Origin of the sequence: Acinetobacter baretiae (assembly GCF_015627105.1) — a bacterium.
In the GTDB taxonomy this organism is placed as follows: Bacteria; Pseudomonadota; Gammaproteobacteria; order Pseudomonadales; family Moraxellaceae; genus Acinetobacter; species Acinetobacter baretiae.
Genome location: NZ_VTDM01000004.1, coordinates 1 through 14,700, shown reverse-complemented (window position 1 = coordinate 14,700; position 14,700 = coordinate 1). Strand labels below are relative to the sequence as shown.

General features: G+C 35.8%; 14 protein-coding genes. 12 read left to right on the top strand and 2 right to left on the bottom strand.

The window, feature by feature from the left end; all coding sequences use genetic code 11:
• The first annotated feature begins 15 nt into the window (after positions 1-15).
• The 4 genes from tsaE (at position 16) to hfq (ending at position 3,991) form a co-directional block, all read left to right on the top strand.
• On the top strand, positions 16-495 hold the full coding sequence (gene tsaE / locus I2F17_RS01815; RefSeq protein ID WP_196423098.1) for a tRNA (adenosine(37)-N6)-threonylcarbamoyltransferase complex ATPase subunit type 1 TsaE: 480 nt from the start codon (positions 16-18) through the stop codon (positions 493-495).
• A complete protein-coding gene (gene mutL, locus I2F17_RS01810; protein WP_211138956.1) occupies positions 482-2,392 on the top strand; it encodes a DNA mismatch repair endonuclease MutL in 1,911 nt (636 codons plus the stop codon). The genes tsaE and mutL overlap by 14 nt, the downstream gene beginning before the upstream one ends.
• Before the next feature lie 6 nt (positions 2,393-2,398).
• Positions 2,399-3,343 carry a tRNA (adenosine(37)-N6)-dimethylallyltransferase MiaA gene (gene miaA, locus I2F17_RS01805; RefSeq protein ID WP_211138955.1) on the top strand — a complete coding sequence of 315 codons (945 nt, stop codon included), beginning with the start codon at positions 2,399-2,401 and terminating at the stop codon, positions 3,341-3,343.
• A 93-nt stretch (positions 3,344-3,436) separates the two neighbouring features.
• Positions 3,437-3,991 carry an RNA chaperone Hfq gene (hfq, locus tag I2F17_RS01800; protein ID WP_196423085.1) on the top strand — a complete coding sequence of 185 codons (555 nt, stop codon included), beginning with the start codon at positions 3,437-3,439 and terminating at the stop codon, positions 3,989-3,991.
• A gap of 45 nt (positions 3,992-4,036) precedes the next feature.
• Here hfq and I2F17_RS01795 read toward each other — a convergent pair whose 3' ends face one another.
• Positions 4,037-4,816 carry a DeoR/GlpR family DNA-binding transcription regulator gene (locus I2F17_RS01795; protein WP_211138954.1) on the bottom strand — a complete coding sequence of 260 codons (780 nt, stop codon included), beginning with the start codon at positions 4,814-4,816 and terminating at the stop codon, positions 4,037-4,039.
• A gap of 73 nt (positions 4,817-4,889) precedes the next feature.
• Here I2F17_RS01795 and I2F17_RS01790 point away from each other — a divergent pair, with 73 nt between their 5' ends.
• From I2F17_RS01790 to I2F17_RS01755, 8 genes are all read left to right on the top strand, one after another.
• Positions 4,890-5,540, top strand: coding sequence for a TIGR00725 family protein (locus I2F17_RS01790; protein ID WP_211138953.1), 651 nt, complete (start codon positions 4,890-4,892; stop codon positions 5,538-5,540).
• A 67-nt stretch (positions 5,541-5,607) separates the two neighbouring features.
• A complete protein-coding gene (locus I2F17_RS01785) occupies positions 5,608-6,381 on the top strand; it encodes an ABC transporter permease (RefSeq protein WP_196423082.1) in 774 nt (257 codons plus the stop codon).
• A gap of 4 nt (positions 6,382-6,385) precedes the next feature.
• Positions 6,386-7,417, top strand: coding sequence for an ABC transporter ATP-binding protein (locus I2F17_RS01780; RefSeq protein WP_211138952.1), 1,032 nt, complete (start codon positions 6,386-6,388; stop codon positions 7,415-7,417).
• The gene (locus I2F17_RS01775) at positions 7,414-8,493 is read left to right on the top strand and encodes an extracellular solute-binding protein (protein WP_211138951.1); all 1,080 of its coding nucleotides are present in this window, start codon (positions 7,414-7,416) and stop codon (positions 8,491-8,493) included. Before I2F17_RS01780 ends, I2F17_RS01775 begins: the two co-directional genes overlap by 4 nt.
• A gap of 16 nt (positions 8,494-8,509) precedes the next feature.
• Positions 8,510-9,334 carry an ABC transporter permease gene (locus I2F17_RS01770; protein ID WP_196423079.1) on the top strand — a complete coding sequence of 275 codons (825 nt, stop codon included), beginning with the start codon at positions 8,510-8,512 and terminating at the stop codon, positions 9,332-9,334.
• Between the two features lie 483 nt (positions 9,335-9,817).
• On the top strand, positions 9,818-10,780 hold the full coding sequence (gene cas1f / locus I2F17_RS01765) for a type I-F CRISPR-associated endonuclease Cas1f (protein WP_211138950.1): 963 nt from the start codon (positions 9,818-9,820) through the stop codon (positions 10,778-10,780).
• A complete protein-coding gene (gene cas3, locus I2F17_RS01760; protein WP_211138949.1) occupies positions 10,777-13,791 on the top strand; it encodes a CRISPR-associated helicase Cas3' in 3,015 nt (1,004 codons plus the stop codon). The genes cas1f and cas3 overlap by 4 nt, the downstream gene beginning before the upstream one ends.
• Positions 13,792-14,086: 295 nt before the next feature.
• Positions 14,087-14,566 (top strand): hypothetical protein, encoded by a 480-nt coding sequence (locus I2F17_RS01755; RefSeq protein ID WP_235985900.1) that lies wholly within the window; start codon positions 14,087-14,089, stop codon positions 14,564-14,566.
• Here I2F17_RS01755 and I2F17_RS12785 read toward each other — a convergent pair.
• Complete coding sequence (locus tag I2F17_RS12785) at positions 14,484-14,693, bottom strand: transposase (protein WP_456236996.1); 210 nt, start codon at positions 14,691-14,693, stop codon at positions 14,484-14,486. The genes I2F17_RS01755 and I2F17_RS12785 overlap by 83 nt on opposite strands.
• Between the last annotated feature and the right edge of the window lie 7 nt (positions 14,694-14,700).

Sequence of the window (14,700 nt, the reverse complement as noted above, 5' to 3'; positions counted from 1 at the left end):
CTATGATTCATGACTATGTTACACAGCCTTACTTTCGATATTTTATCTCTAGAAGACACACAGCGTTACGCAGATACGTTAGCCAGTTGTTTTACGGAAGGCGTGGTGTACTTAATTGGAGATCTGGGTGCAGGTAAAACTACATTTACTCGCTATTTCTTAGAGTCATTTGGTCACGAAGGTGCGGTAAAAAGCCCAACATATACGATTGTTGAACCATATCATATTGATGGACGAAATATTTTCCACTTCGACTTATATCGTTTAGATGATCCGTATGAGCTAGAGTTGATGGGAATTCGTGATTACTTAGAAGAAGATCAAGCATTGTTTTTATTTGAATGGCCATCTAAAGGTGATGGTGAAATTCCAATGGCTGATATTACATTACGTATTGAAAAAACTGAAGATGAGCAGGCACGCAAATTCACGTTTGAAAGTGATTCAAAACGCCTGATTGAGTTAATACAGGAACACCTTGATGCAAAACGCTAACCTACAGCGAATCGAAACTTTAGATACCGCTTTAGCGAACCAAATTGCCGCAGGTGAGGTGATTGAACGCCCATCTTCTGTGGTAAAAGAGTTGCTTGAAAATGCAATTGATGCAGGTGCAAATTCTTTAATTGTTCGAGTCGCACAAGGTGGTAGTACACTGATCGAAATTATTGACAATGGCACAGGTATTCATGCAGAAGATTTAGCGTTAGCCGTCATGCGACATGCAACCAGCAAAATTAAAACATCTGATGATTTACATGCGATTGCCAGCTTAGGTTTTCGTGGTGAGGCATTAGCATCTATTGCAGCAGTCTCTCGTTTAAGTCTTTCAAGTAGCCAAGATGACTCAGGTGTGGGATATCAGCTTGAAATTAATGGGACGGCATTTAACCACCAACAGGTTAGAGCGTGTGCTTGTGAACGAGGTACACATATTCGTGTACAAGATTTATTTTTTAATGTACCTGCACGCCGTAAATTTTTAAAAAAACCTTCCACAGAGTTTATACATATTGAAGAAGTCGTGAGACGTTTGGCACTTACTTATTTTGACGTGCGTTTTATGCTTGAGCATAATGATCAAATTCGTTTAAATTTGCCCAAAGCAACCACAGGAACACTTCGATTACAACGAGTACAGCAACTTTTGGGCAAGCCTTTTGCAGAAAATGCCTATTGGATTGATACAGAAATGACAGGGATGCGTTTGAGTGGTTGGTTAGGTCATCCTTCAGATGCACGCCCACAAGCAGATTTGCAATATGTTTATGTGAACGGTCGTATTGTTAAAGATAAAACTATTTCACATGCATTACGTATGGCTTATGATGGTATATTGCATGGTCATCAATATGCAGGTTATTTGTTGTTTTTAGAGGTCGAGCCAGAAACCATTGATGTGAATGTGCATCCGACTAAAAGTGAAGTTCGGTTTTTAAATCAGCGCAGTGTACATGAGTTTGTGCGTCATACCGCCAAAGAAGTGTTGGCACAGTTTCAAACCGCAGTGGCTGATTTAGCGCAAGCCATGAAAAAACTACCGCCCAACCAAATGGCCAAGCAACAACCCACATTACAAGAAACCCTCGGTCTTTATCAGCAATCTGAACAACGATCTGAACAAGCAGCCCCTACATTTAATGATGGTTTAACGACAAATTTTAATCAATCAGATGTTAAGTCAACCACTCATTATGCACCACAAGCCCATAAAAATACGGCAGTACCACAATTTCAAAATGCTCTACAGTCATATTTAGCACCTTTACGTGAAGTTGACCCTGTACAGTCAGATAAAAAAGATGAATATCCATTGGGTATTGCTATGGCACAGCTACATGGTATTTATATTTTGGCACAAAATACAGAAGGGTTAATTATTGTAGATATGCATGCTGCACATGAGCGTATTGTATTTGAACAAATGAAAAGTAGCTGGGATCAACCTGATTTTTGGGCATCTCAACAACTTTTAATTCCTAAAATAATTAGCCTAAGTGAGCATCAAATCGAAAAATTTGAAGCACGAAAAATGCAGTTTTTAAAATTTGGTTTAGAGCTTGATGTATACGGTCAGCATGAGCTAATTGTGAGAGGCGTTCCTGCAATTTTACAACATGCAGATTTAAATCGTTTGATCTGTGAGTTATTAAATGATTTAGATCCTAGTGATCAGGCGCTAGGTTTATTAAAGAAACGAGATCAAATTTTAGCGGGTATGGCGTGTCATGGTGCGGTACGTGCACATCGGCAGCTGAGTTTACCTGAAATGAACGCTTTGTTGCGTCAAATGGAACAGACTGCATTTGCAAGCCAATGTAATCATGGGCGACCAACATGGCGTGCTTTTCCGTTGTCGCAATTAGATAAATTATTTGCTCGAGGAGAGTAAGGATTCATGAGCAAGATATTACCTGTCATTAATTTAATGGGGCCAACAGCAAGTGGCAAAACTGCACTCGCTTGTGAGTTGTATGATCATGGTGGTTTTGAGCTGATCTCAGTGGATTCAGCATTAGTCTATCAAGATATGAATATTGGAACAGCTAAACCCTCTTTAGAAGAACAGCAAAAATATCCACATCATTTAATTGATTTAATTACACCATTAGAGGTGTATTCGGCTGCATCGTTTGTTACAGATGCAATATGTGTGATTGATCAAATTCATGCACAGGGAAAAACTCCAATTTTGGTAGGCGGTACTATGTTGTACTTTAAAGCTTTACTTGAGGGGTTGTCTGACCATTTACCTAGTGCAGATCAAAATGTACGCCATGAGATTTTACAACAGGCAGCTAAAGATGGTTGGGGTGCTGTGCATGAAGAATTACAACGAGTTGATGCAGAAGCTGCACAGAAATTTTCAGTGTCAGACAAACAAAGAATTATTCGAGCGTTAGAAGTTTATCGTTTAACAGGATGTTCAATTACACAAATACAAAGAGAGCAACCAAAATCATTACCATATCGTTACAATTTTCATAATTATGCACTCGTTCCAGATCGGTTAAAATTGCATCAGTCAATTGAGCAAAGACTCAACAAAATGTGGGATATTGGTTTTTTGAGTGAAGTTAAAAATTTAATTGAAAAATATAATCTTTCAGCTGATACACCCTCTATGAGGGCTGTAGGTTATCGTCAAGCTGTTGAATTTTTGCTCGATGAACAACTAAAAAATGGTCATACTAAAAATATGGAGGATAAAGCACTTTTTGCAACGAGACAACTTGCAAAAAGACAATTCACTTGGTTACGTTCTTTGAGTGAAAAACATCGAATTGTAACGTTTTTATCTACAAAACAAGCACAAGAGCACTTGCGAAACTGTTACAGATAAAGCAAAATCTGCAAACTGTCTTTTTTATAAATTTTTAAAAAACTGAAGATAGTTTTTGCGCTAGTTTCATTTTTATTTTTTGGAGTAAATAACATGTCTAAAGGCCAGACCTTACAAGATCCTTTCTTAAACTCTTTGCGCAAAGAGCGTATTCCTGTTTCTATTTTTTTGGTAAACGGTATTAAGCTACAAGGCCATATTGAATCATTTGACCAATACGTTGTACTTTTAAAAAATACTGTCAGTCAAATGGTGTATAAACATGCCATCTCTACAGTTGTACCTGCAAGAAATCCACGTCCAGCAGGTGCTCCAGCAGGTGCTCCAGGTCAGGGTTCAAACTTTAATGCAGGCAACAACCAAGGTGGCTTCGGTGGTGGAAACCAAGGTGGCTTCGGTGGTGGACATCAAGGTGGCTTCGGCGGTGGAAACCAAGGTGGCTTCGGCGGTGGAAACCAAGGTGGCTTCGGCGGTGGAAATCAAGGTGGCTTTGGTGGTGGAAACCAAGGTGGCTTCGGCGGTGGAAACCAAGGTGGCTTCGGCGGTGGTTTTAACCAAGGCAATTTTGGTGCAGCACCTCAAAGCAATAACTTTGAAGCTGAACAAAAGTTTGAAGATAATCAAGACGAAGATAAAAACAACCGTTAATCGCTCTTGTGTAGGGTTATTTTATAATCTGAAGACCCTAGTGTTTTAGAACGCTAGGGTATTTTTTTGAATAACAATCAGCTTGAGCTGATGTGTGTTAAGCATTTGTGTGTATGCTTCATTGGGTTGTTGATCTGTAATGAGATAATCAAATTTATCAATAGAAGAAACAATTTTCACACCTGTTTTTCTAAATTTATCAGAGCTTAAGAGTAAAATTCGTGTAGTCGACGAACGCATCATTGATTTTTTAACCTCAACTTTTTCTACATCAAAGTCAAGAACATTGCCTGCTAAATCAAGTCCAGATGCAGAAATAATACTTAAATCTGTTAAATAGGATTGAATTTGGCGATACGTTTCATCTCCTGTAACAGCACCATCACTTCCTCGAATTATTCCACCTAAAACAATGACGGTATGCTTATCTTGTTTTGCTAAAATCAGTGCGGCAGAGAGGTTGTGAGTAATAACTTGTTTATGACTGATTTTATTCATTTCAAAGGCTACTTGATCACAGGTTGTACCCGTATCTAAAAAAAGACTGTCTACGTGTTTTATTTTTTCTAATAAGTGTTGTGCAATCCAATTTTTTTCTTTCGCCATGTGAGATGATTTAAAGCTGTGACCTAGGCGCACATCATTATGATGGAGTAGGCTGACACCACCGTGAAAACGTTGTAGTAGGTTGTCATTACAAAGTTTAGTGATATCTCTACGAATAGTTGGTTGTGAGCACTCTAATTGCTCTGCCAACTGTTCAATAGAGGTGTAACCATTTTTCTTTACAATTTCAAGCAATTGGTGTTGTCTCACTTTAGACATAATTTTCCTTAAAATGTCATAATGATCATTTATGATCAAATTTAATGGTGTTTTATGAATTATATCTGATCTTATGTATAAAATAATCTCAAATTTAAACTTTAGTGTGTCTGAAGATACACATCGGTTGTTATGTAATGGGCGTTTAACTCAGATTAGATTGATTTCAGCAACTGATGATTTGATGAAAGCATTAATACAATGTTGCGATACTAAGCAATTTTTTATCTTTTTAAAACAATATACACAGTATTTACAAATTGCACCTGTGGGTATTATTGGCCCTAAAGAGGCATCACAAAGTGAATATATATTTGCTGAGAAATTAGGGCAATCTTTGGCAGATTTAGGGTTGCCTATCATTTGTGGTGGTCGTAATGGCGTGATGGAAGCGGTGTGTAAAGGGGTGCATCAACATGGTGGTATGAGTATAGGATTAATTCCAAGTGGTAATTTATTTGAATCAAATCATTATGTTAAGCAAATTGTTACTACAAATATGGGGCCAACGAGAAATTCTCTAATCGCATTGTCTGCATTTAGTTTAGTTGCGATAGGTGGAGGAATGGGAACTTTGAGCGAGATTGCCTATGGTTTGCATTATGGTAAACCTGTTTTTATAACTTCTACAGCCCCTTATGTTGAAGGGGTGGTTCTAAGTGATAATTTAGATGAAATTATTACATTGGTTATTGCAGAGTTATTAAATTTTAATGATGACTAATGTATTTCATTATTTTGTCATGTTTTAAAAATATGATCATAATTAATCATTTTGGTCTTTTGTGATCATGAAAAAAGTCACGTATTTGTATTTAATTTATTTGTTATTGCCGATTGTATTGTTATTTGTGGGGTCTTTAGGGCAAAGCTGGACAAATAGCTTACTTCCGACAGGCTTTACAACACAATGGTATTTAGAAATATGGGAATCTACAGCGTACAAACGTGCATTGATCACGAGTCTAATGGTATGTGTTGTTGTGTGTATACTCAACTTTATTATGATTACGCCACTGATTTATAGATTACACATCAGTGAAAATCAACGATTACAAAAGATTGTACGTACGTTCGCATTATTGCCAATTGCTGTTCCCGAACTCATTTTAGCATTTGGTTTTATTTTGTTTTTTAGTCAAGAAATTACTCCTTGGTTGGGAACAACATGGTTGTTGATTCTCGGACATTGGGTCATTACTTGCCCGTATTTTTACTTTAGTGTAACCGCTGAAATCTCTCGCTCACCATTGACTGTTTTAGATCAAGTTGCTCAATCTTTTGGTGCGAATCAATTTACACGTTTCAAAACAGTTTTTTTGCCACTTGCGGCAAAATCTATTTTTTCCGCTTTAGTGACAGTTGCTGCAATATCTTTGGGTGAGTTTCAATTAAGTAATTTCATTGCAGGCTTTTTGAATCGTACTTATCCCACATTATTGTTACAGGCCTTTTATGGTGCAACGGGGTTAGCCTGCGCAGCTACCGTCATTTTATTGTGTATGGCAATTTGTATGTCATTGTTGTCTAACTGGCAACCTTGGAACAAAAGAAAAGGTTTTTAATTCCATGATAGAGTTTCGTTCAGTTTCCTTTACTTATCCGAATAGCCATGCAGGTATCACTGATATTTCTTTGTCTGTTGCAACTGGAGAAATTATTGCAGTATTGGGGCAAAGTGGTTGTGGTAAAACCACTTTACTCAAACTACTTGCAGGGTTTGAACAGCCTACTGAGGGTGAAATTTGGGTTAATCATAAAAATCAGCAAAATTTATCATGCGCTGAACGTAGATTAGGTATTGTTTTTCAAGATTACGCATTATTTCCTCATTATACCGTAGCACAAAATATTGCTTACCCTTTAAAAATTAATCGAGTTGCCGATATTGAAACCAAAGTTCAACGTATGATGGATTTGGTGGGATTGACTGCAATGGAAAAGAAATTTCCAAGTCAATTATCAGGGGGGCAAAAACAACGTGTTGCATTGGCAAGAGCATTAATTTTTGAGCCACAAGCACTTTTACTTGATGAGCCATTGTCTGCATTAGATGCTTCATTAAGAGATGAAATGCGTACAGAGATTAAACGTATTCAACAGGCTTTAAATATCACCACGTTTTTAATTACACATGATCAAGAAGAAGCGATGATGATGGCCGATCAAGTGGCTGTGATGGGGCAAGGTGCAATTCAACAATGCGCACCACCAAAAGAAATTTATCATCAGCCTAATAATTTAGCTGTTGCTCGATTTGTGGGTAAAAACAATATATTTCTAGGTGTGGTGTTAACACCAACTACAGTACAAACACAGTTAGGTATTTTAACTGTAATGGCGACAACTTTGGCAATTGGCTCAAAGGTGAACATTATGGTCAGGCCTGAAAAGATTATCATTAATCCATTAAGTAATGACGTGAATGTGGTCAATGTGGATGAAGTGGTGAGCTCTCAATTTTTAGGTCATTTGAATGAATTTGTGATTAAAAGCCAAGGTGAGAGAGTCAAAATACATACGATTTTTGCCGATCATCAGTTACATCTTATTTCACTTCCTATACATGCAATACATCTTATTATGGAAAATCCATTATGAAATCAATTTGGTTAAATACGATACTAGGCACAGTGTTATCTATGTCAATAGCTTCTACTTTTGCAAGTCCTTTGGAGGGTGGAGAGCTGTATCCTCAAGAGCAACTACAATACGAAAAAGCAAAGAAAGAAGGTATGGTGATTTCTTTTGATACAGGGCCTACATGGGCAAATTGGAGTAATTTATTTACTGATTTTAAGAAACGTTACCCAGGGGTTGAAATTGTCTACAATGATTTAGGTTCAGCTGCAACAGTTGTGGCTTTAGAGAAGTCAAAACATCGTCCACAAGCAGACACAGCGTATTATTTTGGTGCTTCTGCAATTGATGCTGCAAAAAAGAATTTAGTGGCATCATATAAGCCAGTGAACTTTGAGAAAATACCACAAGTATTTAAAGAGGGAAATGGTCAATGGTTCACTGTTCACTCCCTTACTGTTGCAATTTTAGTCAATAAAAAATTAGTTAAAAATGTACCACAATCTTGGGCAGATTTACAAAAGGCTGAATATAAAAATAGCATTGTATATCAAGATCCTCGTACTACAGGTCAAGGGCAAGTTGTAGTACTTGCTGCAAATTTGAGCCAGGGTGGAACCATGAAAAACATAAACCCTGGTGTTGAATATTTTGGGAAGCTCCAAAAAACAGGCAATGTATTGCGTGTTGTAGGCACAACACCATATGCACAATTTTTAAAAGGTGAAATTCCAATTTGGATTGGTTATGAAAATGATGGTTTAAAAGCCATGAATAAAGATGGCATGGGTGATCAAATTGCTGTTGTGATTCCAAAAGAAGTATCTTTGGCTGCTCCTTATGCGATGTCATTGGTTAAAAATGCACCTAATCCTGAAGCAGCAAAATTATGGGCTAATTATGTGATGTCATCAAAAGGCCAAACATTATTTGCAGAGGGTTTTGTACGCCCTGTTGTTACGAGTATTGCATTGCCAGAAAGTGTAAAAGATAAATTAAAACCTGCACCTCAAATTCAGCCGTTAGATTTAAATTTAGCAGCTGAAATTAAGCCCGAGTTAGATAAACGTTGGGCTAGTGCGGTACTTTCACAATAAAATTAAGGAGACTACTGTGAGTTTTAAAACAATATGCCATGATTGGTTGGCGACCATACCTACATTGGTATGCTATTTAGTATTTTTTATTCTTCCAGTGGTCTTTGTTTTTTATGAGCCTTTGCAGTCACCGATAATTACGTTAAATCGAATGTTATCAGATCAGTACTTATTAAGCAGTATTACGGGGAGTCTTTTATTATCTATTTTTACATCAATGATATCTTTGCTTATTGCTGTACTGATATCTTTTCATTTAAGTCGTTGCTCTGATCAATTACGACAGTTTTTTATTGTACTTATTTCTTTACCGCTGGTCTTTAGTGGTTTAATCGTAGCTTACGGGTTTATACTCGTTTTTGGTCGAGCGGGTTTTATTACGCAATTGCTAGGACAGATTGGTTTTTCAGAGCAACATATTGGTAATCTTATTTTTACACCCATTGGTTTAGGTATGGCATATTGTTACTACCTTATTCCTCGAGCAGTATTTATTTTATTGCCAGTCTTTCAAAGTTTTGATTGGCGTCAGATTGATATATCTAAAAGTTTTGGTGCAACTACATTACAAAGTTATCGCCTGATTTTATTTCCTCAAATTTTACCTGCCATGGTCACGTCTTTGTGTGTGATGTGTTCAGTGGCATTGGGTGCATATGGTACAGCTTTAGCACTGTCGGGAACCCAACTAAATATTTTGCCTTTAGTGCTTTATAGTAAAGTATCCGATGGAGGTACAGATTTTCCTGTGGTAGGCATGTTGTCTATTATTTTAATTACATTATGTTTAATATTTACTTTAACAGCAGATTATTTAGCCCGTAAATGTGACTACAAATAAGTGATGATTTGAAAAATAGGCCAGTGTAATCGTATACTTATTATACAGTTTTAATATAACCTTGTTTTGTGTAAAGTGACTAGTTTTTAGAGAGATGTTACTTTTGAAATTTTAAATGTGTATTTTCTAAATAGCTATACCGAAAAGAAAAATTATTGTCATAGATAGTGCAAAATTTCATAAAAAATAGCTATACGAAAATTATTGGAAAAAGAATGATCAAATCTTGTGGTTATTTATATTGCCCTAATACAGACTCTATTGAATTTTGCGAGCAGTGAATTACAAATAACCAAAATTTACAGTGATCCACTCTTTAGATGTTTGGTCATGTCTAAAGAGAAATTAGAAGGCGTCATTATAATTTTGATACATAGATGGAAAACATCGCGACCTGATTTGTCGCAGTTGAATGAAACGTGGTTGTGAGTGTATAAAAAAATAGATATTGTAAAAATAACCAATTAAAAAAGTCTAATAATAATGCAGCAAATAACAGATTTGAAAGCAATCTTACATTCCAAAAGAGCCAATATCTACTATTTAGAATACTGTCGTGTGATGCAAAAAGATGGTCGAGTTTTATATTTGACTGAAGCAAAACATGAAAATCAGTATTGGAATATTCCGATTGCTAATACCACCGTCATTATTTTAGGAACAGGAACATCTATTACTCAGGCGGCCATGCGTATGCTTGCCACAGCAGGCGTATTGGTGGGGTTTTCTGGCGGTGGAGCAACCCCATTGTTTATGGGCAGTGAAATAGAATGGCTTACACCTCAAAATGAGTATCGACCTACTGAATACATGCAGTATTGGATGAGTTTTTGGTTTGATGAACAAAAGCGTTTTGAGGTTGCCAAACAATTTCAATATGCACGTATTCAATATATTGAAAAAGTATGGGCCAAAGACCGAGATTTAAAAGAGTATGGTTTCCATTTGAGTGATCATGATATTGCATTTGCACTACAAGACTTTACTCAAAAAATTCCTAAATTGACAAAGGTGGGAAATTTATTACTAGCAGAAGCACAGACAACAAAACAACTGTATAAAATTGCTGTAACTCGTTGTGGGCAAACATCATTTACTCGTAATCCTAAAGAAGGTGATTTAACCAATACTTTTTTAAATCATGGGAATTATTTGGCTTATGGTTTGGCAGCATCTACATTATGGGTTTTGGGAATTCCACATAGTTTTGCAGTGATGCATGGCAAAACAAGACGAGGAGCTTTGGTATTTGATGTGGCTGATTTAATTAAAGATGCTGTTGTACTACCATCAGCCTTTATTTGTGCCAAAGAAAAAATGACTGAACAAGAATTTCGTCAGTATGTGCTACAAAAAATGACTGAACATAAATGTTTAGACTTTATGTTTGAACAAATAAAATTACTAGCTTGTAAAAATAAAAATATATCTGAGGTTACATTATGATTGTGACCTTCATTAGTCAGTGTGAAAAAAAAGCGATACCGAGAACAAGACAAATTTTAGATGCATTTGCAAATCGTATAGGTAGCCATACATGGCAAACGGTGATTACAGAGGAGGGATTACTTGCAGTAAAGAGACTATTGTTAAATACAGTGAGTAAAAATACCGCCGTAGCTTGTCATAAAATAACCACCCGCAGATCAACTGCATTAGTTTGGATTGTGGGTAATCGGAGTCAATTTAATAGTAATGGCATTGTTCCAGTAAATTATACAACAAAGGAGTTATTTATGGATTTACCTATTGAAACAAAAACAATTTTAGCTAATTCTTCTGGACAACCCTTGAGCCAGCACTTATTTTCCGTGGGTTATTTGGCCTATTACATCATTGAAAAATTAGAGATTAATAATAAAAATCTTGCACAATCTGCTTTTATTACTGGAATATTGCACGATATTGGAAAACTTGATCCACAATTTCAGCAATGGTTATCTAAAAAAAGTTACCCCTCCGATGAGATTGTACTTTTAGAAGATGGTGTGCATATTGATACCACTGTTCGAGGATTTAAAGATTTTTCTTTTGAAAATCATCCTAGACACAACGAAATTTCTTGGTTATTGGCTGAATCGTTATTAAGAAAGAGTACACAGCTCAATACATTGCAATGTGATCAAATTTTTCATGGTGTTTATTGGCATCATACAAGACCCTACCGTAAAGATGATACATTTTTTGATACAGCAGAGGGTATTGATAAAAAATTTAAAAATTCGCTTAAAGATGTGAGTCTTGAAAAGCTAACTGATCAGATAGTAGCTATTTTAAAAGATATTCAACTGATGGGGAAACATTTTAGTGTTGAAAATCTATTTCCACAATGGTCGTATCACTATCATGTAGAAAAAAATAAAGCTGTACCAAAATATAAAATATACAGTGATTTATCAGAAAATATAGAAGAATTTGTAAGTGATGTTGAACCGAATGCATTACACAATTTAGTGAGAATGGCAGTCATTAGTGCAGATAGAATTGTATCTGCAATGACAAAAGAGGACTTAAATGAGTATTTGGCAGAGGGAACATTGGTTCAAGCACTTGATCATATTTTATTGGAAAAAAGCAATATTTCTCAGCAAATTCAACAGTGTATAGATGGATTTAATACTAAATACTCAGAGAGTGAGCAAAATAAAGTGCAAGATCAAGCATCATCTACCCTTGCAGCACTTAAAGATAATGCTGAATTTGATGAGGTATCTAATGTGGCCGTACTTCAAGGCCCCGCAGGTTGTGGTAAAACCAAAATTTCGCTTGAATGGGCATTAAAAACAGATGCTCAAAAAATTATTTGGGTGTGTCCTCGGGTTCAAGTATGTTTGGGAATATTACATGATCTAACAGCATCTAGTTATTTACCACATAGCCGTATTGAAATTTTGACTGGTGAGTATAAAAAAATATTGCAAGGAACAACATTTGAGCAAGCTGAAGACACCGACCCTGACCAGTATTTTACAGGTGATATTGTTATTACGACGATTGATCAAGTGATTAATAATATTATTTCGCATCATAAAGTGACAGGTATGATTAATTTTATGCAATCACATATTATCTTTGATGAATTTCACGAGCTGATTGTTATGCCTGCATTTAATTTGTTTTTTGCAGAACTCATCGCGGCGAAAAAATTGAAGCATCAGCATGCCAATACACTTCTTGTCTCTGCAACACCCCATGATTTTTATATAAAAAATATTTTAAAAATAGACCCTAGTTATATTGTTCGTGTGCCAAGTTTTAACCAAGCAGATTATCAAATAGAGTTTGTAAACTACGATGAGACGGAACAAAAAAGCCCACTCATTACACAAGCAATGCCGAGTGATAAAGTAACTTTTGTGATTAGTAATACTGCACAAGATGCACAGCTTGGCTTTTTATTGCATCAAAATACAGAAAACAGCATTTTGCTACATTCAAAATATACTAAGGTAGATAAATCCCTTTGGTTTAATCGGGTATTTGAAAGTTTTAAACACAATGGCAGTCGGCAGTATCATGTGTTAAGAAGCGGCCCTATTGTACAAGCTTCGCTTAATATTAGCTGTGAGCGAATGTATACGGATTTAACCAGTGCTGAAAACTGGTTGCAACGTTTAGGGCGATTAGATCGCTTTGATAAACATGGCGCAACAAATATTTACACCACAATTGTACCCAAATCAGCTGAAAGAGGTAAGCAAAGTAGCCAAAAAGCTAAGTTTTTAGCTACGATGCATGTATGGCAAAGTGCAGTAGCTTGGCTACTTTTCTTAAAAGAGCATATTGGTCATGGTGAAGTAATAAAAATTAAAGATTTATATGCGATTTATCAGTTATTCTATACTGACTCTGCGAGTCAAAAATATATTACAGAAGATCTTCAAAAGTCTTTAAGAGAAAGTGTTAGTTTGATTAACCAAAAAGTGCTTGATCCAGTGAGTATGCCGAGTCGAAGCAAAAAAAACAAAGATGGTGTAGCTAAAATAGCCAATATATCGCTTCGTGGAGATAATCGTTTTGTGCAATTGGCTGTTTGTGAGGTTAGTTCTAGCTTAGAGCCAAAATTTTTAAATGAATATGCGTACGCTGAACAACATGATCATACAAAAGAAACGATTGGTTTGACTGAGTCGGTAAGTAAAATTCAGGGTGGTCGTTTTGAAATGAGAGATAGTAATAAGAATTTACTGGCTTTTATGCATTCAAAGCATCATAACGTGATGAAAGCAAAAAACTTAGATATAGAATACAAAAAATCGAATCGTGATTGGGAATTACTTAAATTGGCTCGTTCACCTGAATATCCCATTTATTTAAGTTATACCCCCTTAGATTTAGAACCTATTGGTGGCGAAAAAACTAGACATTCACATGCGATGTATTATGTGAAAACAAAAAAACAGCCTGTGGGTATGATGAGCATAGATCAACTCATTTATCCACAAGTCATTGAATAAGCTAATTATACAGTGGAAAAAATTAAAATACTATTTTGCTAAGCTATTTTTATAATAGGTTGTGAGTGCATTGGAGTTTATTTATAAAATACTATAGTTGTTTTAGTTGTTTTAGTTGTTTTAGTTGTTTTAGTTGTTTTAGTTGTTTTAGTTGTTTTAGTTGTTTTAGTTGTTTTAGTTGTTTTAGTTGTTTTAGTTGTTTTAGTTGTTTTAGTTGTTTTAGTTGTGAATGTGGTTTATTTAAAAATAAATCATCAAAATAATTTTATAAGTTATTAGTGTGTTGGAGAGAGAGATGGAAAAAGTAACAGGTATTAAGAGTGTAGACTTTAAAATTCGTGCTTTTGGTCATGGTGTCGTGAATTGGAATGGGCCAACGACTTTAAGTAATGAGGGGCGTACCGTAGATAATCATACCTTACCTAAATTACGTGGCTATACTAATCTCACTGGAAAAATAAAAGAAGAAACAGGCTATAAGTATAAAAAAGAAGCGGCTGATATTAATTTTAAAGAAAATCCTTTATATATTAGTCAAAACTGTATTCGTCACCACCTCTTTCGTGATCAAGCCTTTGATTTACACTTTGCAGCAGAAAAAAGTTTGCAACAGGTTTTAGCATCGATAACAGGGTTAATCCGTGGTTATGTGGTGCCATCTAGCCAGTGTAAACGTACTATAGTCAAACAATCTAATTACTCATACAGACATGAAAAAACATCTGAAAGAGTCGATCAATACAATCCTCTTGCCATTCTTTTCTCTTTTTCTTAATCCATGCCCAAGTCTTTTCAATAAAATTCAAATCAGGGCTATAAGGCGGTAACCATAAAATCTGATGCCCATAGTGTTCCAATAACTCCTGTATATCCGATCGCTTATGAAAGGCCGCATTATCCATCACGATG

Bases quoted from the DNA above. Each gene is read 5' to 3' on its own strand.
- I2F17_RS01755 (WP_235985900.1), top strand. From the start codon at position 14,087: ATGGAAAAAGTAACAGGTATTAAGAGTGTAGACTTTAAAATTCGTGCT.
- cas1f (WP_211138950.1), top strand. From the start codon at position 9,818: ATGCAGCAAATAACAGATTTGAAAGCAATCTTACATTCCAAAAGAGCC.
- I2F17_RS01790 (WP_211138953.1), top strand. From the start codon at position 4,890: ATGTATAAAATAATCTCAAATTTAAACTTTAGTGTGTCTGAAGATACA.
- miaA (WP_211138955.1), top strand. From the start codon at position 2,399: ATGAGCAAGATATTACCTGTCATTAATTTAATGGGGCCAACAGCAAGT.
- I2F17_RS01795 (WP_211138954.1), bottom strand. From the start codon at position 4,816: ATGTCTAAAGTGAGACAACACCAATTGCTTGAAATTGTAAAGAAAAAT.
- tsaE (WP_196423098.1), top strand. From the start codon at position 16: ATGTTACACAGCCTTACTTTCGATATTTTATCTCTAGAAGACACACAG.
- I2F17_RS01780 (WP_211138952.1), top strand. From the start codon at position 6,386: ATGATAGAGTTTCGTTCAGTTTCCTTTACTTATCCGAATAGCCATGCA.
- mutL (WP_211138956.1), top strand. From the start codon at position 482: ATGCAAAACGCTAACCTACAGCGAATCGAAACTTTAGATACCGCTTTA.
- I2F17_RS01785 (WP_196423082.1), top strand. From the start codon at position 5,608: ATGAAAAAAGTCACGTATTTGTATTTAATTTATTTGTTATTGCCGATT.
- I2F17_RS12785 (WP_456236996.1), bottom strand. From the start codon at position 14,693: ATGGATAATGCGGCCTTTCATAAGCGATCGGATATACAGGAGTTATTG.
- I2F17_RS01775 (WP_211138951.1), top strand. From the start codon at position 7,414: ATGAAATCAATTTGGTTAAATACGATACTAGGCACAGTGTTATCTATG.
- cas3 (WP_211138949.1), top strand. From the start codon at position 10,777: ATGATTGTGACCTTCATTAGTCAGTGTGAAAAAAAAGCGATACCGAGA.
- hfq (WP_196423085.1), top strand. From the start codon at position 3,437: ATGTCTAAAGGCCAGACCTTACAAGATCCTTTCTTAAACTCTTTGCGC.